Annotated in this window: 27 protein-coding genes; 22 read left to right on the top strand and 5 right to left on the bottom strand. The window is 31.4% G+C overall.

Features of this window, described 5'->3' with window-relative positions:
* Positions 1-1,104 precede the first annotated feature (1,104 nt).
* The 5 genes from thrS to D3P13_RS20480 all read left to right on the top strand — a co-directional run bounded on the left by thrS (position 1,105) and on the right by D3P13_RS20480 (position 5,319).
* Positions 1,105-3,054, top strand: a complete 1,950-nt coding sequence (gene thrS / locus D3P13_RS20500; protein WP_117885280.1) for a threonine--tRNA ligase — start codon at positions 1,105-1,107, stop codon at positions 3,052-3,054.
* A gap of 51 nt (positions 3,055-3,105) precedes the next feature.
* On the top strand, positions 3,106-3,621 hold the full coding sequence (infC, locus tag D3P13_RS20495) for a translation initiation factor IF-3 (RefSeq protein WP_262511833.1): 516 nt from the start codon (positions 3,106-3,108) through the stop codon (positions 3,619-3,621).
* A gap of 68 nt (positions 3,622-3,689) precedes the next feature.
* Entirely contained in the window at positions 3,690-3,887 is a 198-nt protein-coding gene (rpmI, locus tag D3P13_RS20490; RefSeq protein WP_117885276.1) for a 50S ribosomal protein L35, read from the top strand.
* Positions 3,888-3,995: 108 nt separating this feature from the next.
* Positions 3,996-4,340 carry a 50S ribosomal protein L20 gene (gene rplT / locus D3P13_RS20485; protein ID WP_117885274.1) on the top strand — a complete coding sequence of 115 codons (345 nt, stop codon included), beginning with the start codon at positions 3,996-3,998 and terminating at the stop codon, positions 4,338-4,340.
* A gap of 157 nt (positions 4,341-4,497) precedes the next feature.
* A complete protein-coding gene (locus D3P13_RS20480) occupies positions 4,498-5,319 on the top strand; it encodes a Cof-type HAD-IIB family hydrolase (RefSeq protein WP_117885272.1) in 822 nt (273 codons plus the stop codon).
* Positions 5,320-5,338: 19 nt separating this feature from the next.
* Here the strand turns inward: D3P13_RS20480 and D3P13_RS20475 are convergent, their stop codons facing one another.
* Entirely contained in the window at positions 5,339-5,761 is a 423-nt protein-coding gene (locus tag D3P13_RS20475) for a secondary thiamine-phosphate synthase enzyme YjbQ (RefSeq protein WP_117885270.1), read from the bottom strand.
* 498 nt (positions 5,762-6,259) lie between these two features.
* Between D3P13_RS20475 and D3P13_RS20470 the strand changes: the two genes are divergently transcribed.
* On the top strand, positions 6,260-6,472 hold the full coding sequence (locus tag D3P13_RS20470; protein ID WP_117885268.1) for a YgaP-like transmembrane domain: 213 nt from the start codon (positions 6,260-6,262) through the stop codon (positions 6,470-6,472).
* Between the two features lie 51 nt (positions 6,473-6,523).
* Here the strand turns inward: D3P13_RS20470 and D3P13_RS20465 are convergent, their stop codons facing one another.
* Positions 6,524-8,395, bottom strand: a complete 1,872-nt coding sequence (locus D3P13_RS20465; RefSeq protein WP_117885266.1) for a SulP family inorganic anion transporter — start codon at positions 8,393-8,395, stop codon at positions 6,524-6,526.
* Positions 8,396-8,492: 97 nt separating this feature from the next.
* On the opposite strand from D3P13_RS20465, the gene D3P13_RS20460 reads away from it, so the two are divergent.
* Complete coding sequence (locus D3P13_RS20460) at positions 8,493-10,223, top strand: M14 family metallopeptidase (RefSeq protein ID WP_117885264.1); 1,731 nt, start codon at positions 8,493-8,495, stop codon at positions 10,221-10,223.
* A 159-nt stretch (positions 10,224-10,382) separates the two neighbouring features.
* On the opposite strand, the gene D3P13_RS20455 is transcribed toward D3P13_RS20460, so the two are convergent.
* Positions 10,383-10,964 (bottom strand): NUDIX hydrolase, encoded by a 582-nt coding sequence (locus D3P13_RS20455; RefSeq protein ID WP_117885263.1) that lies wholly within the window; start codon positions 10,962-10,964, stop codon positions 10,383-10,385.
* 41 nt (positions 10,965-11,005) lie between these two features.
* Between D3P13_RS20455 and pyrE the strand changes: the two genes are divergently transcribed.
* Both pyrE and D3P13_RS20445 read left to right on the top strand, forming a co-directional pair.
* Entirely contained in the window at positions 11,006-11,647 is a 642-nt protein-coding gene (gene pyrE / locus D3P13_RS20450; RefSeq protein ID WP_117885261.1) for an orotate phosphoribosyltransferase, read from the top strand.
* A gap of 32 nt (positions 11,648-11,679) precedes the next feature.
* Positions 11,680-12,069, top strand: a complete 390-nt coding sequence (locus tag D3P13_RS20445; protein ID WP_117885259.1) for an SRPBCC family protein — start codon at positions 11,680-11,682, stop codon at positions 12,067-12,069.
* A gap of 5 nt (positions 12,070-12,074) precedes the next feature.
* Here D3P13_RS20445 and D3P13_RS20440 read toward each other — a convergent pair whose 3' ends face one another.
* Complete coding sequence (locus tag D3P13_RS20440; RefSeq protein ID WP_157972982.1) at positions 12,075-12,806, bottom strand: biotin--[acetyl-CoA-carboxylase] ligase; 732 nt, start codon at positions 12,804-12,806, stop codon at positions 12,075-12,077.
* Between the two features lie 117 nt (positions 12,807-12,923).
* On the opposite strand from D3P13_RS20440, the gene rsfS reads away from it, so the two are divergent.
* Genes rsfS through D3P13_RS20405 form a run of 7 tightly spaced genes read left to right on the top strand, consistent with a single transcriptional unit; the run spans position 12,924 to position 18,344 of the window.
* Entirely contained in the window at positions 12,924-13,289 is a 366-nt protein-coding gene (gene rsfS, locus D3P13_RS20435; protein ID WP_117885255.1) for a ribosome silencing factor, read from the top strand.
* Positions 13,290-13,320: 31 nt separating this feature from the next.
* A complete protein-coding gene (gene ftsH, locus D3P13_RS20430) occupies positions 13,321-15,366 on the top strand; it encodes an ATP-dependent zinc metalloprotease FtsH (protein WP_117885253.1) in 2,046 nt (681 codons plus the stop codon).
* A gap of 41 nt (positions 15,367-15,407) precedes the next feature.
* Positions 15,408-16,004: a hypothetical protein gene (locus tag D3P13_RS20425; protein WP_117885251.1), complete on the top strand. Its 597-nt coding sequence runs from the start codon at positions 15,408-15,410 to the stop codon at positions 16,002-16,004.
* A 1-nt stretch (position 16,005) separates the two neighbouring features.
* On the top strand, positions 16,006-16,800 hold the full coding sequence (locus D3P13_RS20420) for a phosphatidate cytidylyltransferase (protein ID WP_117885249.1): 795 nt from the start codon (positions 16,006-16,008) through the stop codon (positions 16,798-16,800).
* A gap of 11 nt (positions 16,801-16,811) precedes the next feature.
* Positions 16,812-17,465 (top strand): phosphatidylserine decarboxylase family protein, encoded by a 654-nt coding sequence (locus D3P13_RS20415; protein ID WP_117885247.1) that lies wholly within the window; start codon positions 16,812-16,814, stop codon positions 17,463-17,465.
* Positions 17,458-17,727, top strand: coding sequence for an acyl-CoA-binding protein (locus D3P13_RS20410; protein WP_117885245.1), 270 nt, complete (start codon positions 17,458-17,460; stop codon positions 17,725-17,727). The genes D3P13_RS20415 and D3P13_RS20410 overlap by 8 nt, the downstream gene beginning before the upstream one ends.
* Before the next feature lie 2 nt (positions 17,728-17,729).
* A complete protein-coding gene (locus tag D3P13_RS20405; protein ID WP_117885242.1) occupies positions 17,730-18,344 on the top strand; it encodes a YceI family protein in 615 nt (204 codons plus the stop codon).
* Positions 18,345-18,414: 70 nt separating this feature from the next.
* On the opposite strand, the gene aqpZ is transcribed toward D3P13_RS20405, so the two are convergent.
* Entirely contained in the window at positions 18,415-19,092 is a 678-nt protein-coding gene (gene aqpZ, locus D3P13_RS20400) for an aquaporin Z (RefSeq protein WP_117885240.1), read from the bottom strand.
* Positions 19,093-19,235: 143 nt separating this feature from the next.
* On the opposite strand from aqpZ, the gene D3P13_RS20395 reads away from it, so the two are divergent.
* The 6 genes from D3P13_RS20395 to D3P13_RS20370 all read left to right on the top strand — a co-directional run bounded on the left by D3P13_RS20395 (position 19,236) and on the right by D3P13_RS20370 (position 24,577).
* Positions 19,236-19,439 carry a membrane or secreted protein gene (locus tag D3P13_RS20395; protein ID WP_117885238.1) on the top strand — a complete coding sequence of 68 codons (204 nt, stop codon included), beginning with the start codon at positions 19,236-19,238 and terminating at the stop codon, positions 19,437-19,439.
* Positions 19,439-20,551 (top strand): glycosyltransferase, encoded by a 1,113-nt coding sequence (locus D3P13_RS20390; protein ID WP_117885236.1) that lies wholly within the window; start codon positions 19,439-19,441, stop codon positions 20,549-20,551. Before D3P13_RS20395 ends, D3P13_RS20390 begins: the two co-directional genes overlap by 1 nt.
* A complete protein-coding gene (locus D3P13_RS20385; protein WP_117885234.1) occupies positions 20,545-21,108 on the top strand; it encodes an RNA polymerase sigma factor in 564 nt (187 codons plus the stop codon). Before D3P13_RS20390 ends, D3P13_RS20385 begins: the two co-directional genes overlap by 7 nt.
* Positions 21,109-21,304: 196 nt before the next feature.
* Entirely contained in the window at positions 21,305-22,525 is a 1,221-nt protein-coding gene (locus D3P13_RS20380; protein WP_117885232.1) for an Nramp family divalent metal transporter, read from the top strand.
* 161 nt (positions 22,526-22,686) lie between these two features.
* Positions 22,687-23,553, top strand: coding sequence for a lipoyl synthase (gene lipA, locus D3P13_RS20375; RefSeq protein ID WP_117885286.1), 867 nt, complete (start codon positions 22,687-22,689; stop codon positions 23,551-23,553).
* 259 nt (positions 23,554-23,812) lie between these two features.
* Positions 23,813-24,577 (top strand): hypothetical protein, encoded by a 765-nt coding sequence (locus D3P13_RS20370; protein ID WP_117885230.1) that lies wholly within the window; start codon positions 23,813-23,815, stop codon positions 24,575-24,577.
* The last annotated feature ends 3 nt before the right edge of the window (positions 24,578-24,580 follow it).

Raw genomic sequence — 24,580 nt, 5'->3', positions numbered from 1 at the left:
AAGCGGATGCAAATATAAAACCTTTTTTTAAACCTGCAAGAAAAAAATTAAATTTTTATTTTATTTTTTTTCAACACTACCAAATCAACATTTCAACGCAATCTCACCTCATCAACTACCCCTCTCAATTGCGGGTGCAAACATACACCACTTTTTATTATCTAACAACATAAAAAGACAAATATTTTAATATAAATTCCATTTAATTTTCACCTAGTTTAGCATCAAGGTTTTAGGTGTAAAATTATTTTTAAAAATATTATTACTTACACTATTTTTAATGTTGTGTTAAGGATTAAAGTGTCGTCCTTTTTACATTACCATTATATATAATCGATACTATAGTCTTAAATATGGTAGTTTTTAGGTTATAAAACGCTTAATCACATTCATAATAAAAAGATACAGCGGAAAGTCTGCCCCTTAAATTACTTACGCTGTTTTTAATGTTGCCTAAGGGTTAAAGCGTCATTCTATTAATGTTACCTTATATATAATGTATACAATTGCATTAAATAAGGGCTTTTTAGGATACAAAACGCTTTATATCATTCATAATAAAAACATACAGTGAAAAGCCTGCACCCATAAACCCGAGAATTAGTTACACTGTTTATGGTCTTGTGCTAAGGATTAAAGCGTCATCCTTTTTATATTACCATTATATATAGTGTATAAAATTGCATTAAATATGGGCTTTTTAGGATACAAAACGCTCTATATCCTTCATAATAAAAACATACAGCGGAAAGCCTGCTCCCATAAACCCGAGAATTAGTTACATTGTTTATGGTCTTGTGTTAAGGATTAAAGCGTCATCCTTTTTATGTTACCATTATATATAATGTATACAATTGTATTAAATATGTCGTTTTTAGGTTATAAAACGCTTAATCACATTCGTAATAAAAAGATACAGCGGAAAGCCTGCCCCTGAAACCGGAGAACAACATTAATAATACATACCTTATATGTATGTAGATAGACTTACTTAAACGGAAACGTATTAGTGATGGTTTTAGGGAACACCCAAATAATAAATGACATTATATTGTACAAGAATGTCTTTTCTAATATCTTTGTCAACTTATTTACCTTATATATATGATTAAAATTACATTACCCGATGGTTCAATTAAGGAAGTTGCTAAAAATAGCACTCCAATGGATGTTGCCAAAAGTATCAGTGAAGGCTTTGCTAGAAACGTTATTTCTGCTAAATTTAATAATGTCACTGTTGAAACTTCAACAGAACTTACTAAAGATGGCTCATTACTTTTATATACATGGAAGGATTCTGAAGGAAAAAAAGCATTTTGGCATTCTTCAGCTCACCTTTTAGCACAGGCAATACTTCATTTTTATCCTAACGCAAAACTTACTATTGGTCCTGCTATTGAAAATGGATTCTATTATGACATTGATTTTGGTGATGAAACTTTATCTGACAACGACTTTAAGAAGATAGAAGATAAAATGATTGAATTTGCACGTCAAAAATTTGAATTTAAATTACGTGCGATATCAAAAGCTGATGCCTTACATTACTATAAGGAACAAAATAATGAATTTAAGGTTGAGTTGATTGAAAATTTAACTGATGGTGAGATTACCTTTTGCGATCATGCCGACTTTACGGATTTATGTCGTGGTGGTCATATACCAAATACAGGTTTTATAAAAGCTGTAAAAATAATGAGTGTTGCTGGAGCCTATTGGAGAGGTGACGAAAAGAATAAGCAGTTGACTCGTGTATACGGAATTTCTTTTCCTAAACAGAAAGAGCTCACTGAGTATTTACATTTACTTGAAGAAGCAAAAAAACGTGATCATAGAAAATTAGGTAAGGAACTTGAGCTTTTCACTTTTTCACAAAAGGTGGGGCAAGGTTTACCTTTATGGTTACCAAAAGGAGCTGCTTTACGTGAAAGATTGGAGAACTTCCTGAAAAAAGCACAAAAGAAAGCAGGTTATGAAATGGTGATAACACCACATATAGGGCAAAAAGAGTTATATGTAACTTCTGGGCATTATGCTAAGTATGGTGAAGATAGTTTCCAACCGATACATACACCTAAAGAAGATGAAGAGTTTTTGTTAAAACCGATGAATTGTCCACATCATTGTGAAATTTATAATAACAAACCTTATTCTTACAAAGACTTACCAAAACGTTTTGCTGAATTTGGTACCGTATATAGGTATGAGCAAAGTGGAGAATTACACGGTTTAACTCGTGTTAGAGGTTTTACACAAGATGATGCTCATATATTCTGTACCCCAGAGCAATTAGACCAGGAATTTAAAAATGTAATAGACCTCGTATTATATGTATTCAAATGTTTAGGATTTGAAAACTTTTCTACGCAAGTTTCTATTAGAGATATGGAGAACTTAGATAAGTACATTGGTGATGTTCAAACTTGGGAAATAGCAGAGCAAGCAATTATTAATGCAGCTAAAGATAAAGGATTAGATTATGTTATTGTAGAAGGTGAAGCAGCTTTTTATGGGCCGAAATTAGACTTTATGGTTAAGGATGCTCTAGGAAGAAGCTGGCAATTGGGAACCATTCAGGTGGACTATAATTTACCTAAACGCTTTGATTTGACGTACAAAGGGGCTGACAACCAATTACATAGACCTGTAATGATACATAGAGCACCGTTTGGATCTATGGAAAGGTTTATTGCTTTATTATTAGAACATACAGGAGGCAACTTTCCACTGTGGCTTATGCCTGAGCAGGTTATTTTATTGCCAATCAGTGAGAAATATGAAAAATATAGCAAAAAAGTTTTACAATTGCTGGAAAATTACGAAATTCGCGGCTTGATTGATGATAGAAATGAAAAGACGGGTAAAAAGATTAGAGACGCTGAAGTAACTAAAATTCCGTTTATGATTATCATTGGAGAAGATGAAGAAAATACCGAAACGATTTCTGTGAGAAAACACGGAGGCGAAGATTTAGGAAAAATAACCATAGAAGCGTTTTCTTCCTTGGTAAGTAAAGAAATAAAGAGTACATTACAGGAGTTTAAGTTTAATTAAAAATTTACAGTCATAGCAATACGTAGAAAAGGGGGTAGAAAACCTTGGAGAATACAAAAAGAAGATGCACATCGCATAAACGGTAACATTCGAGCTCAAGAAGTTCGTTTAGTTGGAGATAACGTAGAAATAGGAGTTTATCCTTTAGCTCAAGCAAAGAAAATTGCTGAAGAGCTAGAACTAGATCTTGTGGAGATATCTCCCAATGCGTCTCCGCCCGTTTGTAAGGTAATAGACTACAAGAAGTTTTTATACGAACAGAAAAAACGCGAAAAAGCTTTAAAAGCAAAAGCGAGTAAAGTTGTAATGAAAGAAATCCGTTTTGGTCCGAATACTGACGATCATGATTACGATTTCAAAAAGAAACATGCCATTAAGTTTTTAAGCGAAGGTGCTAAACTTAAGGCATATGTATTTTTTAAAGGTAGATCTATTGTTTACAAAGATCAAGGTGAAATTTTATTATTAAAATTAGCCACTGACTTAGAGGAGTATGGAAAGGTAGAGCAATTACCGCGATTGGAAGGTAAGCGTATGACAATGTTCATTGCACCGAAAAAGAAATAGTTTCGTATCAATTGCAACAATCACAGAGTTTAGAAAGTAAGTAAGAATAAATATAAAAGTAGGAGACAATGCCTAAAATGAAAACAAAATCTAGTGCCAAAAAACGCTTTAAGCTAACTGGTACTGGTAAAATTAAAAGAAAGCACGCTTTTAAGAGTCATATATTGACTAAAAAATCTAAAAAGCGTAAGCTTAAATTAACACATTCAGGATTAGTACATAAGGCTGATAAAATGAACGTGTTGAAAATGTTAAAATTAAAATAAACTTAATCGCAAGTTAAGTTTATAGGTAATTATTATAAACCATGTATTAGTGCCTAAAAAATGTCTCCATAAATTAGAGACTGCCTGATACAAAAAACAATTAAAATTATGCCAAGATCGGTAAATTCAGTAGCTAAAAGAGCTCGTAGAAAAAAAATATTAAAACAAGCAAAAGGTTATTTTGGAAGACGTAAAAACGTTTACACAGTAGCTAAAAACGCGGTAGAAAAAGCAATGTCTTATTCTTACCGTGATAGAAAAAACAATAAACGTAACTTTAGAGGGTTGTGGATTCAGCGTATTAATGCTGGTGCACGTCAACATGGAATGTCTTATTCTCAATTTATGGGTAAAGTAAAAGCCAATAATATTGAGTTAAACAGAAAAGTATTGGCTGATTTAGCAATGAATCATCCTGATGCTTTTAAAGCAGTTGTAGATAAAGTTAAATAAATAACAATATTCTTACTTATTAAAAATCCCGAACTTAAGTTCGGGATTTTTTTTTGTTTCTAGTTGTATATTTATGACCACTATTAAGGCATAAATTAAATCTCTAAATTAATTGTAGCTTCATTAAGATGCTTAATTTTGTATAAAAATTATAATAATGGATTTATCTAAAGTAAAACTGGTAGTGACTGATATGGATGGCACATTGTTAAATGCCAATCACGAAGTTAGTTCTCGTTTCTTCAGCCTATACGAACAATTAAAAGGTTATATACATTTCGTTGCCGCGAGTGGAAGGCAATACCAAAGTATGACTTCTAAATTAGAAACTATAAAGGATGAAATTACTATAATAGCAGAAAATGGTGGTATTGCTAGGCAAGGTAAAACAGAAATTATGTTGACCCACTTACCTGATGAAAAAATACAACAACTCATTCCTTTGATACGTCAAATTGTGGGTGGTTACATTGTGCTATGTGGTAAAAGAAGTGCGTATATTGAAACTGAAGATAAAACATTCATTTCGCTATTTGATGAGTTTTATAACACCTATGAAATTGTTAAAGACCTTACTGAAATAACTAATGATGACATTCTTAAAATTGCCGTTTATCATTTTAATTCTTCAGAAACGTTTTTGTATCCTAAACTGAAACATTTAGAAAATGAATTAAAAATTAAAGTATCAGGTCAAAACTGGTTAGATATCTCAGACTTAAATGCTAACAAAGGTTATGCTCTTAGTCACTTACAGCAAAGTATGGGAGTTACTAAAGATGAAACTATGGTTTTTGGCGATTACAATAATGATTTAGAAATGCTTGAATTGGCACATTTTAGTTATGCCATGGAAAATGCTCATCCAAATGTAAAGGAGGTTGCTAATTTTTTAACCAAAAGTAATCTTGAACAAGGGGTGGAAATAGTTTTAGAACAGTTGCTGAAAGCAAAATTAAAGAATAACAGCAAGCAGTAGTAGCTCTCAATACATAGCGTCAATTTCCAAAAGCGGTAATAACAATGGATCTTGAATTAGAATGATTGCGATGCTCACAAAGATATATACCCTGCCAAATTCCCAAATTTAATTCCCCATCAGTTATAGGTATTTGTACTGAAGCCCCTAGTAGAGATGCTTTAATATGTGCTGGCATATCATCAGAACCTTCATAAGTATGCATATAAAATGGTGCATTTTCTGGTACTGTTTTATTAAAATGACTTTCAAAATCTTGTCTTACCGTTGGATCTGCATTTTCGTTAATCGTTAAACTTGCAGAAGTATGTTTTATAAATACCTGTAACATTCCAACATTTATTTGTTTAAGCTCAGGAATACTCTGAACTACTATATTCGTAATGATATGAAAACCTCTCTTTTTAGGTGTTAATATTAGTTCTTTTTGATAGATTTTCATGGCCAGTATTTTGATTTTATAAGTATAAAAATGTTAAATGAATTAATAAGTTGTTGGGTTAATTATTTATTTGTGATAAAATTACACTTATAATTTTTTTCTTAAAAGAAATTTAATTGTTAAATTCACACATTATAATTTACAAAAATAAAATTTTTAATTTTTTTGAAACTAGCCAAAAAAAATACACTCGCTTATTTAAGTCCAGATTTAACATCTGGATAGTTTAAATACTTACAGGATAAAATAGACTTAACTCATAAAAATCCTATTCATATATCTCATCGTCAATTTGAAAATGAATTAGGTACATGATGAAAAGTGATTTGCCAAGTTATGAAGAAACTAGAAAATGTAGGTAAACTAAAACAACTAATAAATGGTATTAAAACTTTATACCGGTGACTAAAGTTGCAGCATAGTTTATATATATCAATGATTTTTTCAATTTTATAATTAATTGACGGTACGTCTTAAATAAGTATAAATAATTAAATTATGACTAAAAATTTAGGTAAAATTGATAGAATTATCAGAATCATAATTTTTATTGTAATGACAACTCTTTACTTCTCCAAAACAGTTACAGGTACTATTGGGTTAATTCTATTACTTTTGGGAGGAATTGCATTGTTATCAAGCTTAGTGAGTTTCAGTCCTGTTTACGAAATTTTTGGTATTTCAACTTACAAAGACAAGAAATTGAAATAACATTAAATAAAAAAAATGCCCATCTTGGATGGGCATTTTTTATATTTAGTATTATAAATTGTCATACTCCCCTAACCCCTTAGTAAATCTTTCTGGATCTGCTGCTAAATGGTAACGTGGATCGTCTATATCTTCTACAATAACTTCTCTGAATTTAGGATTCGATTTGTAAAGTAGCTCTTTACAATCTTCACTCAAGTGCTTTAGTTGAATTTGTTTACCCGCAGCCTCATACTTATTTACTAAATTAAATACTGCTTCTAACGCAGAGTGATCGCTAATACGTGATTCCACAAAATCTATTTCCACCTTTTCTGGATCATTTTTGACATCAAACTTATTGGTAAATTCTTGAATACTTCCAAAAAATAATGGTCCCCAAATTTCATATGTTTTAGTACCATCTTCTTTCATCCGTTTTCTAGCACGAATCCGTTTGGCGTTTTCCCAAGAAAAAACCAAGGCACTAACAATTACACCTGCTATAACGGCGATGGCTAAATCGAAAATTACAGTAAGACCTGATACCAGAATCAGTACAATTAAATCACTTACTGGAATTTTATTTAATATTCTAAAGCTAGACCAAGCAAACGTACCAATAACCACCATAAACATAACCCCAACTAAGGCCGCAATGGGAACTTGTTCAATTAAACCAGATGCAAATAGGATAAAACCTAACAAAGCCAATGCGGCTACAATACCTGACAATCTACCACGACCACCACCTTTTATATTTATAATAGATTGACCAATCATTGCACAACCTCCCATACCTCCAAAAAATCCTGTTACAATATTTGCTCCACCCTGTGCTAAACATTCACGATTTGAATTTCCTCGTGTTTCGGTTAACTCATCAACCAAATTTAAAGTCATTAGAGATTCAATTAAACCAATAGCTGCTAAAATCAATGCATACGGACCAATAAACACAAAGGTTTCCCAAGTAAATGGAACTTTATTAAATATATCGAATTGAAATTTAGGCAAACCACCTTTTAAACCTTCTCCTCCCCCATCGGCAATAAAACTACCCACTGTAGCAACATCTAATTGTCCGAAGATAGCAATTGCTGATACTACCAAAATTGCCACCAAACCATCAGGTATTTTTTTAGATATTTTAGGTAATCCAAACATTAATAACATGGTTAATAATACTAGCCCTGACATCCACATTAATTCTTTACTCGGAATCCATTGTTTCGCAAATCCTTTTTTCTCAATAGAATATATTGCGGAATTTTCAATATTAAATTTAACCTCATTATTTGAAGTATCATATACCTGACCATCACTTATATTATATCTTAAGGCATTGCTGTCAGCATCTAATAACTGATTATTATCTTTTACAAAGAGTAATTTACCTGTATTGCCATCATAAACTTGATTATCGGTAATTGTCATAATTTTTTCTACCGACTCTGTCTTAATCATATTATTACCATAAATATCCTTTATGTTCTCCTTAAACATACCTAACTGAGACAAAAATATAACGATTGCCAGACCATTAACAAACCCCATCATTACAGGGTGAGGAATTAATCTAACGAACTTACCTAGTTTAAATACTCCAGCCATCATTTGTATAATTCCCATTAAAATAACCGTTGCAAAAAGATAATACAAGCCTAACTCTTCATCGGGGCTCCCCATAGCATTCCCTCTTGATACTAGCGTTACCATAACTACTGCTAATGCACCAGTTGCACCAGAAATCATACCCGGCCTACCTCCAAAAATGGCAGTAATTAACCCAATCATAAATGCTGCATACAGCCCTACTAAAGGATCAACACCTGCTACAAAGGCAAAAGCTACTGCTTCTGGAACTAAAGCTAATGCAACTGTAAGTCCACTTAAAATATCATTCTTCGCATTCGCTGCTCTTTTTCTAATAAATTCAGTCATGGCTATAATTTTGAAGCGGCAAAAGTACAGTTAATCTAAAGATAGACAATAGTATATAGTAATATTTTCGTTAAGTTTGACCTATAAAACATATTTAATGAAAAAAATTTATCTTCTTTTTTTATTTATTCACTTCTCCATTTTAGTTGTCAGTCAAACTAAAAATGATTTTATAACTACCTTCGAAAAAAGTAACGGAACTGAAACGGCTACTTACAAACAAACAATTCAGTTTTATTCAGACTTAGCAAATAGATATCCTGAAATACAGCTTCAAGAAATTGGCCAGACCGATTCTGGAAAACCATTACATATTGCTATTTTTAATCCTAATAAAGAGTTTGATTTTTTAGAGATGGAAAAAAGTAAGGTCGTTTTACTTATAAATAATGGTATTCATCCTGGTGAAAGTGATGGTATTGATGCTACCATGATGCTCTATAGAGATGTAGTTCAGGGTAAAATTAAAGCTCCTAAAAATGTAGTTTTGGTAACCATTCCTATTTATAATGTAGGTGGAAGTCTTAATAGAAATTTACATAGTAGAACCAACCAAAATGGTCCGAAGGCATATGGATTTAGAGGTAATGCCAGAAACTTTGATTTGAATAGAGATTTTATAAAAAATGACACTAAAAATGCTAAAACATTTGCAAAAATATTCCATTTGGTTAATCCTGATGTTTTTATTGATAATCACGTTAGTAACGGTGCGGACTATCAATATTCACTTACACACTTATTTACACAACACAATAAATTAGGAGGTAATTTGGGTAGCTATATTCACAACAAAATGATGCCTGAACTTGAGAATAAGCTTTCGCAAAAAAAATGGGATATTACCCCTTACGTAAATGTATTTAATAGTACTCCAGAAAAAGGTTTTACTCAATTTATGGATTATCCACGCTATTCTACAGGGTATACTACATTATTTAACACCTTAGGAATGATGGTAGAAACACATATGTTAAAACCTTATAAACAACGTGTTGAGGGTACTTATGAATTAATGAAAAGTATGCTCGAGATTATGGAAGAAAATAGTACCGAAATTAAGGCAATCCGACGGAATTACTATAAAACAATACTCAAGCAAAAAAACTATCCTTTAGATTGGGAATTAGATACTACGAAGAATTCTACGTTAAACTTTAAAGGTTTTGAAGGTAAAATGATACCGAGTGAAATTACTGGAAAACTCAGGTTAAAATATGATAGAAGTAAGCCGTTTACCAAAAAAGTTACCTATCAAAATTATTTTAAACCAACCATAGAAATAGCGATACCCAAAGGCTATATGATTCCCCAAGGCTGGTATAATGTTATTGATCTCTTAAAAATTAATAACATAAAAATGAGGGCTATTAATAAGGACACCACATTTAGTGTAGAAGCGTATCGTATTTCAGAATACAAAACCAGAAAATCTGCATATGAAGGACATTATCAACACTATAATACAACAATTGAATCTAAAAGAAAAAATATGACTTTCAAATCTGGTGATTATTTAATCTACACCAATCAGCCTGGCGTCCGGTATTTATTAGAAACTTTAGAACCTCAAGGTCCTGATTCTTTTTTTAATTGGAACTTTTTTGATACCATTTTACAACAAAAAGAAGGCTTTTCACCCTATGTTTGGGAAGATTTAGCCAAAGAAATATTAGATAATAATTCTGCCTTAAAAAAGACGTTTGAAGATAAAAGAGCGAATGATGATGATTTTGCAAACAATTGGTATTCACAATTAAAATGGATTCACAATCATAGTGATTATTATGAAAAAGCACATATGGAATATCCGGTTTATCGATTTTAGTTGTTCGCAAAAAACGTTAATTCGAATGATTTTTGATAATCCCGAACCCTCAACAAGGGTATCAAGAAAAATATTTTTTTTACAAATTTCTTATTTAGGATACTAAATTCTTTCAGCATTTAGCTCGAACTGAAGTAATTCTATTGCGACTAATTCGATTTAAAAAAGCAATTTTATATTCTTATAGGTGTTTTGTAAGGCTTTTTCTACTTCAGTATCAGACAACCATACTACTTTGGTAATCCCTTCTTCTAATTGAGGAAAGAGTTCTCCTTTAAAATCAGAAGTCATTTTAAACCAATAACTAACTTTTAGCACATATTTCTTTTTGTGTTTGTAGATGTGATACGTTGTTTGTAATTGATCTGAAATTTTAAGTTTTTCAATACCGGTCTCCTCTTCTACCTCCCTAATTGCTGTCTCTTCAATAGTTTCTCCTTTTTCAATTTTCCCCTTTGGTAAATCCCATTTATCATTTCTAAATATAAATAGTATTTCATTTTTATCATTAAAAACTTTTCCTCCACCAGCTTCAATAATTTTAAATGCAGATGTAAAATATTGCCATAAACTATTAAAATCATCATTATATAGAAATACAGCTTCCATAGATCCCTGTTCCATTTTATCAATAATTGATAGTACATCAATATCGTTACTATGAAAAAAATGACTTTTTGTTTGGTACTTTACATCTGTAACCAAATTAATTGGGAAATTGTTAAAAAATACGGTCTTCATTAATTAATATTTTATTGAAATAATTGTTTAAATTTGTGCTTATGATTTTTGAAAAAAACAAAGCTAAAGAAACCGCTGAGTTCTTATTACAAATTAAGGCAATTAAACTCAGTCCAAAAAATCCTTTTACCTGGGCATCTGGATGGAAATCTCCTATTTATTGTGACAATAGAATTGCTTTATCACATGTAAACGTTAGAACTTATATTAGAGAAATTTTATCTAAAATAATAGATCAAAAATACGGAAAGCCTGATGCTATTGCAGGTGTTGCAACGGGTGCAATAGCTATAGGAGCATTAGTGGCACAAGAATTGGGGTTACCTTTTATATATGTACGACCAGAAGCAAAAAAACATGGTAGACAAAATCAAATAGAAGGTCAAATTGAAAAGCATCAATCCGTAGTTGTCGTTGAAGATTTAATAAGTACAGGTGGTAGCAGCCTAAAAGCAGTTGAAGCTTTACGAGAGCAACAAATTAATGTAAAGGGTATGGTTGCTATATTTAGTTATGGTTTTGATGTTGCTGTTCAAAATTTTGCGGACGCAAATGTAGAATTAACAACTATAAGCGATTATGATACGTTGATTGAACAAGCTGTAGCCAGAGAATATGTGGCAGAAGAAGATCAATTTACGCTACAGAAATGGAGAATGAAACCAAGTGAATGGAATGGTTAGTTCTCTTTAGAATAAAAATTTAAATAAGAAAAATGAATTTAGAAACAAATAAAGTAATAGCAAGTAAGACTCAAGAAGAAATGTTTAAGTTTTTAACTAAAGTTGAAAATTACGAACAAATTATGCCTGAGAATACTGATAAATTTGAAGTTGGTGAAGATTCTTTCTTGTTTTCTTTAAAAGGCATGCCAGAAATACGATTAAAACTTCAAGAGCAAGAAGCTTCAAGTAAGGTAGTACTAGGATCTACAAGTGATAAATTTCCATTTACTTTAACAGGAAATATTGTAAAAATTGACGATAATTCAAGTGAAGTTCAACTTTTATTTGATGGTAAATTTAACCCAATGGTGGCCATGATGATTAAAAACCCTATTCAAAAATTTATTACTACGCTAACTGAAAATATTGAAAAATTATAATTGAATTAAATAAATTTAATTTCTTTTAGACCAAATTCTTTAAGACTTTCGTCTTCTAATTCAACAATTAAATTTCCCATTAGTGAAGTTCCAGTTATTCTTCCTAAAAATTCCTGATCATCTGCATTTTTAAACATAGACGGAACACCATTTCTGTATAAGATAGATTCGTATTGACTTTTTATCTTTTTAAACTCATGTTTTCTAACGCCTATTATTTGATATTGGATTTCTAATAATAATTTTTCTAACAGTTCATCTCTATCAATAGTTCTATTTAAAATTCGCTTTAATGAAGTGGCATTTGACAAATCATCAGAAAAATTTTCTTGATTTACATTTAAACCAATACCTACAATTGCGTAGTTCACGTTAGAACTTTTTAAAACACATTCTGATAGAACACCACATATTTTCTTACCGGCTGACAAAATGTCGTTAGGCCATTTTACAGATAATTTTTCAGGTATATAATATCTCAACACATTATAGATGGCAATTGAGATGCTGTAATTTAACATAAACTGATGGACTACTTTTAGGTTATCAAATCTTATTAAAACACTAAAGGTAAGGTTCTTACCCTCTTCAGAAGACCATTGATTATCTCCTTGCCCTTTACCCTTGTTCTGCTTTTCTGCAACAACGACCGTGGCATCCTTAACATAAGATTGTTTCATTAATTCTCTTAAATAAGAATTTGTAGAATCTATGGCACCAACTTTGACTATCTTCATATGTATGCAAATATAACAATATGAACTTATCATTTTTGCAAAAAAACAAAAAGTGAAGATGAGTTCATCACTAATGATAAAATTAATACATTTGCATCAAAATTATAAAGGCAGTTAATGACGAAAAATAAAGTTAGTACCGATCAGTTAATTTCAGAGATACTTAACGGCATAGATAAGGTTAAGGGTGCAAAAGTTAACATTTTAGATTTAAGAGATATTGAAAATACAGTTTCAGACTATTTTATAGTTTGCGAAGGTGGTTCAAACACACAGGTAAATGCAATTTCAGGCTCGGTACAAAAAACAGTCAGTAAAGCCTTAAAAGAAAATCCATGGCACATCGAAGGCGAGGCTAACGCAGAATGGATTTTATTAGATTATGTAAATGTTGTAGTTCATGTTTTCCAAAAACATATCAGAGAATTTTATGACATTGAGAGCTTGTGGGGTGATGCTAAAATCACGACTATAGAAGCTTAAAAACAAACAATAACAATTTTAGAACGCATCAATGAGTAAGGATAAAAAGAACAACAATAAGAAGCCCTTTAAAGAGTTTAAATTTAAATTCAATTTCTACTGGGTTTATGGTATTTTATTTGCTTTAATAATAGGTTATCAATTTTTTAATAGCTCAGAACTAGCTACAAGTAAATTAACTGAAAATGAATTTACTGAAATATTAAAAGAAAATGACGTTGAAAAAGTTGTTATTGTTAACAACGATGTAGCACAGGTTTTTATTAAAGCAGAAGCTCTACAAAAAGAAAAATACAAAGAGAAAACTAATAGCCCTTTCTATAATGCGAAAGATCCATTATATGTTTTTGACTTTGGTGATTTACAAAATTTCGAAAAAGACCTAAGTACTAATAAAGCCGAGTATAAATTAGATTTTGACACCAATAATACTACAGAAACAAGTGTTTGGGATGGTATATTTATGTGGCTTCCTTTTATCTTTATAATCGCCATTTGGATTTTTATTATGAGACGTATGTCAGGATCTGGTGGTGGTGGTGGACCAGGTGGTCAAATATTTAATATTGGAAAATCTAAGGCTAAATTATTTGATCAAGATCAAAAAGTTCAAACTTCTTTTAAAGATGTTGCCGGACTTGAAGGAGCTAAAGAAGAAGTTCAAGAAATAGTTGACTTCTTAAAAAACCCTGATAAATATACCAAATTAGGTGGTAAAATTCCTAAAGGAGCCCTATTAGTAGGCCCTCCAGGAACAGGTAAAACATTATTGGCAAAAGCTGTTGCAGGTGAAGCTAAAGTACCTTTCTTTTCATTGTCAGGTTCAGATTTTGTTGAAATGTTTGTGGGTGTAGGAGCTTCTCGTGTAAGAGATTTGTTTAAACAAGCTGCTCAAAAATCACCTTCCATTATATTTATTGATGAAATTGATGCCATTGGTAGGGCGAGAGGAAAAAATAATTTTTCAGGTGGTAATGATGAACGTGAAAACACATTGAATCAATTATTAACTGAAATGGATGGGTTTGGTACAGATGTTAATGTTATTGTATTAGCAGCCACAAACCGTGCTGATGTATTAGATAAGGCTTTAATGCGTGCAGGTAGATTTGATAGACAAATATATGTTGACCTACCTGATATGAATGAACGTAAAGAAATTTTTGAAGTTCATATTAGACCTTTAAAAATGTCTAAAGATGTTGATATTGAATTCTTAGCTAAGCAGACCCCTGGTTTCTCTGGTGCGGATATTGCTAATGTTTGTAATGAAGCTGCTTTAGTAGCGGCAAGACAAGATAAAAAGGCAGTACATCATCAAGATTTCTTAGATGCCGTTGATAGAATTGTTGGTGGTTTAGAAAAGAAAAATAAAATAATGACCCAAAAAGAAAAGAAAACTATTGCTTTTCATGAAGCAGGTCATGCAACAGTGAGTTGGACATTAGAACATGCCGCTCCCCTAGTAAAAGTTACAATTGTACCAAGAGGTCAATCATTAGGGGCCGCCTGGTATTTACCAGAGGAACGAATGATTGTACAAACAGAACAAATGTTAGACGAAATGTGTGCAACCTTGGGTGGTAGAGCTGCTGAAAAATTAATATTTGGTAAAATTTCTACTGGAGCCTTAAGTGATCTTGAAAAAATCACAAAACAGGCGAGAGCAATGATTACAGTTTATGGGTTAAGCGAAAAAATAGGTAACATTACCTATTACGATTCATCAGGACAATCAGATTATAATTTCTCAAAACCTTACAGTGAAGAAACTGCAGTGTTAATTGACCAAGAGATTTCTCACTTGATTGAAACACAATACAAAAGAGCGATACAAATTCTTACTGAACACAAAGAAGAGTTGACTACCTTAGCGGAACTCTTATTAGAAAAAGAAGTGATATTTGGTGATGATTTAGTAAAAATACTAGGTGAAAGACCATTTGCAAAAGAACCGTTAGCAGTTAGTAAAGCTAAAAAGGATTTACAAAAAAAAGAAGCTAAAAAAGCAGTTAAAGAAGTTAAAGACGAAAAAGATGTGAACAATGAGGGTGAGATTTCAACAGAACTAGCGTAATCGTTTCTTAAATTTATAATTTTGAGAAACTCTCTAAGTAAATGAATCTCTTTAAAAAACTTTTTGGCTCATCATCGGAAAACGATTTAGATGTTGTGGAGTCTAAATCATCAGTTTTAGATACAACTGGTTTAGATGAAACTTTTGTACACAATTTTATAGATAAAGGCGGTAAATTTTTATATTGTACTAATCAAGAAGAAGTCAATCAGCATTTGTCTCATATTCTAAAGGAAAATAATTGGAAAAATGTAGTCTGTTTTGATAATGACTTAAAGAAGATTTTAACTATTGTTGATAGTGATAATACCTCTACCATCAATAAACACTATCCATTTTTTACGTACTGTGAACATTTACTCTCTGATGAAGGGAGTATTTTGTTTTCTTCAAAGCAAGTTCATTATCATAAAATTGTCGAATTACCAGACTACTTTATAGTATTTGCAAAAACCAGTCAAATGGTAAAAGATAAAAGCGAAGGGTTAATGGGTATTAGACAAACGTATGAAAAAAACTTTCCTACAAACATTAGTTCTATAAAAAGTTATGTTCCTGAAAAAGTGGATGATGATTTTTTAAGCTTTGGTAATAATAATGCAAAAAACTTATATTTGCTATTACTAGAAGATTTATAACATGCGAGAAATTGTTGTCAGAGCATTATCAGGCATAATTTACGTTGCTTTAGTTATTGGTAGTATACTTTATGCTAAAGAATCTTTCTATGCCGTTTTTTACATCTTTATGATGTTGTGTCTTTACGAATTTAAAAATCTAATTCATCTCAGCTATAAATGGACTTTTATTGTAGCTACCTTAATTTATCTTAATTTTATTGAAACCCCTACGCTAGTTTCTAAATACCTACACTTTTTACTCATTACCAGTTTATTTATTCCCGTTATCTATCAACTATTTATATCAAAAATAACACTAACGTCTAGTAAGCTTGGACATTACTTTTTAGCATTGGCATATATTGCCTTGCCATTTGCAATGCTAATACAAGTTCCTTTTATTGATGGTGAATACCATCCGAAAATTATTTTAAGTGTTTTTGTTTTAATTTGGATTAGTGATACTTTTGCATATTTAGTGGGCAGTACTATTGGTAAAACAAAATTATACAAAAAAGTATCTCCTAATAAAACTATAGAAGGTGCTTTAGGCGGATTGGTAGCAGCTTTAATTGGTGGCTATTTAATCTCATTGTACTTAACTGATATTGCTCTAATACATTGGATAATTATTGCTTTTATAGTTTTTGGTTTTGGACTTTTAGGCGACTTAATAGAATCTAAATTTAAAAGAGAAGCAGGCATAAAAGATAGTAGCAATTTTATACCAGGGCATGGTGGATTTTTAGATCGACTGGATAGTATTATTTTTGCTGCACCTTTCGTTTACGTATATTTACATATCATCACTTAATTATTATAAAAATGTTTCATAAAGAAGGATATAAAATAATCATGATTTCAATGCTTATTTTTGCTGGTATTATTTTATTAGTTGATAACCTAATTCATGTTGAATGGTTAAGAACTTCAATTATGGTTCTTTTTTTAATTCTGTTTGTTTTAATACTACAGTTTTTTAGAAACCCTAAAAGACACACCGTAGAAAATGATAATCAAATCATTGCCGCTGTAGATGGAAAGGTTGTCGTTATTGAAGAAGTTGAAGAAAACGAATTCTTTAAAGATAAACGTAGGCAGATTTCTATATTTATGTCACCTTTGAATGTACATGTAACTAGATATCCTATTGGCGGAAAAATAATTTATAGTAAATACCATCCTGGTAAGTATTTAGTGGCTTGGCATCCAAAATCATCGACAGATAATGAGAGAACAACAGTAGTTGTTGAAAATAAAATAGTTGGTAAAATTTTGTTTCGACAAATAGCTGGTGCCATGGCAAGACGGATTGTTAATTATGCTAAAGAGAATGATAATGCCGTACAAGGTGCCGATTCTGGATTTATTAAATTTGGATCTAGAGTAGATATTTTTGTTCCATTAGATATGAAAATTAATGTATCTATAAACGATAAAGTTAAAGGAGGAGAAACCATAATAGCAGCATATGTCTAAACTTGATAAAAGATTTGTAGCTGCCTTTGATATTGCCTCGGCAATGACACAAAGAATTCCACCAGACACTATGTTAATGTTTTATGCCTATTATAAGCAAGCAACAAAAGGTGGAAATTTTAAGGAACCTACTGAGGGGATTCCATTAAAAAATGCTTTTAAACTAAATGCATGGTTTCAAATTAAAAATTTAAGTATTGATGAAGCAAAAGAAAAATATATTGAATTAGTTGAAAAAATAACAAATCAAAAAATAAATTAATAATGAATCTAACAAAAAAGTTATCCGTAGTATTTTTAGGTGCAGTACTGAGTATAAGTGCTATTTCTTGTAAAAAAGAAGTAAAAGAAGAAGTACCTGCAAAATTTTCCATTGAATCTAAAACCATCACTGTTAATTGGACAGGTTATAAGACTACTGATAAAGTTGCGGTACATGGTGTTTTTCAAGAAATTACCCTTGGTAATGTTAAGAATGATACAACAGCGATGGGTGCTTTAGATGGTACTACATTTGACATACCAGTAAGCAGTTTATTTTCTAAAGATTCTATTAGAGACTCAAAATTAAAAACGTTGTTTTTTGGAGTAATGGATGCTACCGTATCTTTAACTGGTACCTTAAACTTGAAAAAAGATGGTACTGGTAACGTAGATCTAAAAATGAATGGCGTACAGCATAAAGTTCCTGTTACTTATACATCAAGTGGTCAACTAGTTGAATTAGAAGGTACATTAAATTTAGAAGATTTTAAAGCTCAATCTGCTTTAGAATCTATAAGTAAAGCATGTTTTGATTTACATAAGGGACCTGATGGAGTAAGTAAAACATGGAGTGAAGTAGGTATTAGTGCAGCAATATATTTGAAAAAAGAATAAAATACTTTAATACAAATACAAAAAAAAGGCTCTGAGAATATCTCAGAGCCTTTTTTTAGACCAAAACTGTTTATCCAACCGGTTTAATAATTTTCCATATCAAAGCCCCTAAAATACCACCAATAATTGGTGCTACAATAAATAGCCACAACTGAGTTAATGCAAGTCCTTGTACAAATAAAGCAGGTCCGATACTACGTGCAGGGTTTACTGAAGTTCCTGAAATAGGAATACCAACAATATGAATCATTGTTAAAGCTAAACCAATAGCAATACCTGCAAATTTAACATTAGCATCTTTATGTGTAGCACCAAAAATAACTAATAAAAATATTGCTGTTAAAACCACTTCTGCTATAAATGCAGATTGCATGTTGTATCCGTTAGGAGATCCTGTGCCAAATCCATTTTGTCCTAATCCGTTTATTGCAATATCATAATCAGCATGACCGCCTGCAATTAAGAATAATACCCCAGCACCTAAAATAGCACCTATAATCTGGAAAATAATGTAACCACCTGCATCCTTGGCGTTAATTTTTCCTGCAAAGAGCATACCCACTGTAATAGCGGGATTAATGTGGCATCCTGATACAGGACCAATAGCATAAACCATTGCTAAAACAGCAATACCGAATGCAAATGCTATTCCTAAAAACCCGACATCTCCGCCAGAAATTACCGCACTACCGCAGCCAATAAATACCAGAACAAATGTTCCGAACATTTCTGCTAAATAATTTTTCATATTGTATAAAGTTTAGTTAGTAACCCGATTTTTAATATCACATTTTATTTAATATCAGGCTCATCGTTTTGATAAATATACTAAATATTTTCTTGGCTATTAAAATTCATTGAATTTGAGTACCTTTGTAGAAAATAATAATTATGAAACTTTTACTCCTTACATTAGGGCTGTTAGCTTTAGCTTTTGCTGGAATTGCTATAAAGATTTGGGCTAAAAAAGATGGTAAATTTGCAGGCACTTGTGCTAGTCAAAATCCAATATTAAATGAAAATGGCGATTCTTGTGGTTTTTGCGGTAAATCACCTGATCAATTTGACTCTTGTAAAGAACCACAACATAACTAATGTTAATCTTTTTATATGTAATTTTTGTTTTAAGTGTAGTCGCACAACTATTCTATTTTTACATATTTAGTAAATTTACTTATTCAAAACAAGAAGTAACAAACATAAAGCAGTTAAAATTTTCCGTAATTATCTGTGCTCGAAATGAAGCTGATAATTTAAAGCTACATTTAGAAAAAGTACTTACACAAAGATACCTAGATTTTGAAGTAATTGTTGTTAATGATGCTTCTACAGATACTACTTCTACCCTACTTGAAGAATATCAAATAAGATTTCGTCATCTCAAAATTATTGAAATAAAAGCTAGTGAGAATTATTCTGGCAACAAAAAAAACGCTATTACTAAAGGTGTTGAAGCATCAAAATATGAATATCTTTTATTTACTGATGCGGATTGCGAGCCTGCTTCAACACATTGGATTTCAGAAATGGCCTCTCAATTCAGTGATCGTAAAAAAATAGTTTTGGGATATGGTGCCTATAAAAAAATATCCAATTCTTTTTTGAATAAAATAATACGTTATGAGACATTGATAACAGCGGTTCAGTATTTTTCATACGCAAAAATGAGTATGCCTTATATGGGAGTAGGTAGAAATTTAGCCTATAAAAAAAGTTTGTTTACCGAGGCAAATGGATTCGTAAGTCATGCTAATGTAACATCAGGAGATGATGACCTCTTTATAAATGAAGTAGCCAGTCAAAAAAATACAACTATTTGTTTTACAAAACAAAGTTTTACCATTTCAGAACCCAAAACAACCTTTAAGAGTTGGTTTAATCAAAAAAGAAGGCATGTTACCACTGCTAACTACTATAAACCTATTCATAAAAGTTTATTAGGTATTTATTATATTTCTCAAATCTCATTTTGGTTACTAACAATAATATTGTTGGCTTATTCGTTAATTGGACAACTGGAAATTTGGAATGTAATCTTATTAATGCTATTACGACTACTTATACAATATATTATTATTGGAAAAGCTGCCGAAAAACTCAATGAAAAAGATTTGATTCCTTGGTTTCCAATACTAGATATATATTTAGTTTTTATTCAATTCGTAATATTTATTAGAAACTTAAAAGGAAAACCCAACTCTTGGTAAAAAAGACGGAAAATATTATTGAAAGTATTAACAAAGCAAAGCAAGGAGATGAAACTTCTTATACCTTTTTGCTTAATATGTTTTGGAAAGACATTTATCGTTTCATTCTCAACAAAGCAAATGATGAAAATGAAGCAGAGGATGTCACCATCAGAACCTTTGCAAAAGCATTTGATAAAATTGATACATTTGACGAAAATTACGAGTTCAAAACATGGCTACTTTCCATTGCCAATAACTTGTTTATTGACCAACTTCGTAAGAAAAAAACAGAAACTATTTCTATTGACAAAAAAAACTCTGAAGCGTATAAGATAAAAGATGCAGAGCCAACGCCCGATGACCTTTTAATAATAGAACAAAATTTAGCACAATTACTAGCTTTCATAAAACAGTTAAAACCTCATTATCAAGAAATTATAAATCTTCGTTTTTTTCAAGAAATGAGCTATAAAGAAATGGTTATAGAACTTAACGAACCCATGAGTACTATTAAAGTTAAGTTATTACGAGCTAAGAAATTATTGGCCGAAATTATTAACTCCGCAAAGTCATAATACAATTAACACTTATCAATTAGACAACATCTTAAAATTACCATTTTATATTTGCTATAGTGCTGTATAAATTATTACGGGTTAGGCATTAAAAAAAATCACTATTTTCACAAAAGCAAACTACAATTCTATGAAATTTCATGAGATGTTTCGTGCAATTGGCAAAATATCAACGCCTTGAGACTATTTTTAAACCATGAATAAAAGTTGGCTAAAAAAACTAGGCCCTGGTTTGCTATTTGCCGGTGCGGCAATTGGCGTTTCTCATTTAGTGCAATCAACAAGAGCTGGAGCCGATTTCGGATTTGGACTTATATGGGCTATACTGCTGGTTAATCTTTTTAAATATCCTTTTTTTCAATATGGGCCACGTTATGCTACTGCAACTGGAGAAAGTTTAATTGATGGCTATAAGAGACTTGGCAAAGGTGTTTTGATTGTATATTATATTCTTACTTTTACAACAATGTTTACTATACAAGCTGCCGTTACCATAGTAACTGCGGGGTTAGCTGCAAATCTATTTGGCATTACACCAGATGTTACTATATGGAGTATAATCATAACACTAATTTGTTTAACCACATTGTTAATTGGTAAATACAAACTACTTGACAACTTAATTAAAGTTATTATTGTAATACTCACCGTAAGTACCTTAATAGCCGTTGGTGTAGCCATTTTCAAGACAAACAAGACTGTTAGCTTTACTCAAATCATCCCCAAAGGAGCATTAGAAATTGGTTTTCTAATTACTTTTTTAGGATGGATGCCTGCTCCGCTAGATATTTCCACCTGGCACTCGCTTTGGGCATTGGAAAAGCAAAAAGATGGAGATAATAAATACAACACTAAGCAATCCATATTCGACTTTAACATTGGTTATGTAGGCACAACAATTTTAGCTTTTTGTTTTTTGGGTTTGGGAGCTTTAATTATGTATCAATCTGGTAATGAATTTAGTAGTAGTGCAGGTGTTTTTGCACAACAAATAATAGGTCTATATACAGAAACTTTAGGCTCACAAACAGCTATTTTTATTGGTGTTGCTGCGTTTACAACAATGTTGAGTACAACACTAACAACGCTTGATGCATCTCCTCGTGCTATGGAAAGATCATCAGTATTATTATTTCAGAAAAAAACGAAGCTAACTTATAATTTCTGGATTATTATTCTTTCAGCGGGTACCATGATTATCTTATTCTATTTTATTTCTAATATGATAGCCTTAGTTAAAGTTGCAACGATCTTATCTTTTTTAACAGCTCCATTTTATGCTATTGCTAATTTTATGTTGATTTCAAGTAGGCATACTCCAAAAGAATGGCGTCCGTCAATGGGAATGAAAATCGTAAGCTATTTAGGTATTCTATTCCTTGTCGGATTTAGTGTGTGGTATCTTTTTAATCTATAACCCCAATTTAAATGCTGTTTTAATAATCGATGCCGTCTTAAGACTACTATATCTATACGCTAGGTAATTTGGTTAAAATGGCTTTACGGAATATTACAAATATCCTTAAGTTTAAAATTGAATTCGTAACTTTGCATTCAATAAAAATTGAACAAGAGAATATGTCAGAAGAATCTGTAATACTTCCCGTAAAAAAACCAAAATGGTTGCGTGTAAAACTACCAACAGGTAAAAAATATACTGAATTAAGAAGTTTGGTTGAAAAATACGATTTACACACAATTTGTACTAGCGGTAGCTGTCCAAATATGGGTGAATGTTGGGGAGAGGGCACTGCAACGTTCATGATTTTAGGTAACGTGTGTACGCGTTCTTGTGGATTCTGTGGTGTAAAAACTGGTAGACCTGATACGGTAGATTGGGAAGAACCTGAAAAAGTGGCTCGTTCAATTAAATTAATGCAAATAAAACATGCCGTAATTACTTCTGTTGATAGAGATGATTTAAAAGATGGAGGTTCAATAATTTGGGAAGAAACAGTCAATGCTATACGCAGAGCAAATCCAGAAACTACATTAGAAACTTTAATTCCTGATTTTCAACTTATACATAAAAATTTAGACAGAATTATAGCGGTATCACCTGAGGTAGTATCTCACAATGTAGAAACAGTGAGACGTTTGACTAGAGAAGTTCGAATTCAGGCAAAATATGATCGGAGTTTGGCGGTATTAAAATATCTAAAAGATAGTGGTATCAAAAGAACAAAATCTGGAATAATGTTAGGCTTGGGTGAAAAAGAAGACGAAGTTATGCAAACCATGACAGATCTTAAAAATGTAAATGTTGATGTAGTTACTATCGGTCAGTATTTACAACCTAGTAAAATGCATTTACCTGTAAAAGAATTTATTACGCCCGAACAATTTAAAAAATACGAAGAGTTTGGATTAAAATTAGGCTTTAGACATGTAGAAAGTGGTGCTTTGGTACGCTCTTCTTACAAGGCACAAAAACACATTTTATAAAATTTTAACACTTTTTAACTTTTCAATTACTCAACTCATACAATTTTGGCATGGAACTTGCCGTTATAGATGTGTTAGCAAAGTAGTTTGCTTTCATTGTATAAATTATTTGAGTTAGTTAAATTTAGAGCGTCCCAGGAGTGGGACGCTTTTTTATTGGAACAAATCGGTTATACATTAAATGGTTGCGTTTACTCATTTATACTTTTCACTACGTTATTGATATACTATTTTTGAAATTCAATTAAATAGTTTTACCATGAAAATTCTTTCTAGTTTAGTTTTACTCTTTCTTTTATCCATAAACATTTTTGGGCAAACTAAAACCATACACACCTTCGTTGCTCTTTGCGATAATATTAACCAAGGTATCGTTCCGGTTCCAAAAAGTTTGGGTAATGGTAAGGATATAAAAAACAACTTGTATTGGGGTGCCGCTTATGGCGTAAAGTCATACTTTAAAAACAAAACATCCGACTGGGAGCTAGTAAACACATTGGCCACCGATAATCCAATTATTTTAGAACGCATTTTATTTAAGCATAAATCTAAAGATGTTTACATGCTTGCTGATGCCTATGATGGTGAAAAAATAAAAACATGCAGTGAAGAATTTCTAAAAGCATCTAACGGACAAAAATCTATTACCATAACACATGAAAAATTGTCATTAAATTTTGGGGGTAGTGCTGATTTAGTGTCATATATAGGCCATGATGGCTTAATGGATTTTGACATAAATGTTACGTATAAACCAATAGAAACTTCCAAAAAAGATGCCATTGTACTGGCGTGCTATAGTAAAAACTATTTCTCATCAGAATTAAAATCTGCAAAAGCAAATCCCATTTTATGGACTACGCATTTAATGGCACCTGAAGCTTATGTTTTAAAAGCGGCCTTAGACGGATGGATATATAATGAAACTGGAAAACAAATTGACGAACGTGCTGCACAAGCGTACCATAAGTATCAAAAATGTGGTATAAAAGGAGCTCGAAATTTATTTACAACAGGTTTTTAGATA

The sequence above is a fragment of the Aureibaculum luteum genome (genome assembly GCF_003449015.1).
GTDB lineage: Bacteria > Bacteroidota > Bacteroidia > Flavobacteriales > Flavobacteriaceae > Aureibaculum > Aureibaculum luteum.
The sequence above is the reverse complement of the archived record's forward strand: the minus strand, read 5'-3'. Positions and strand labels throughout refer to the sequence as shown.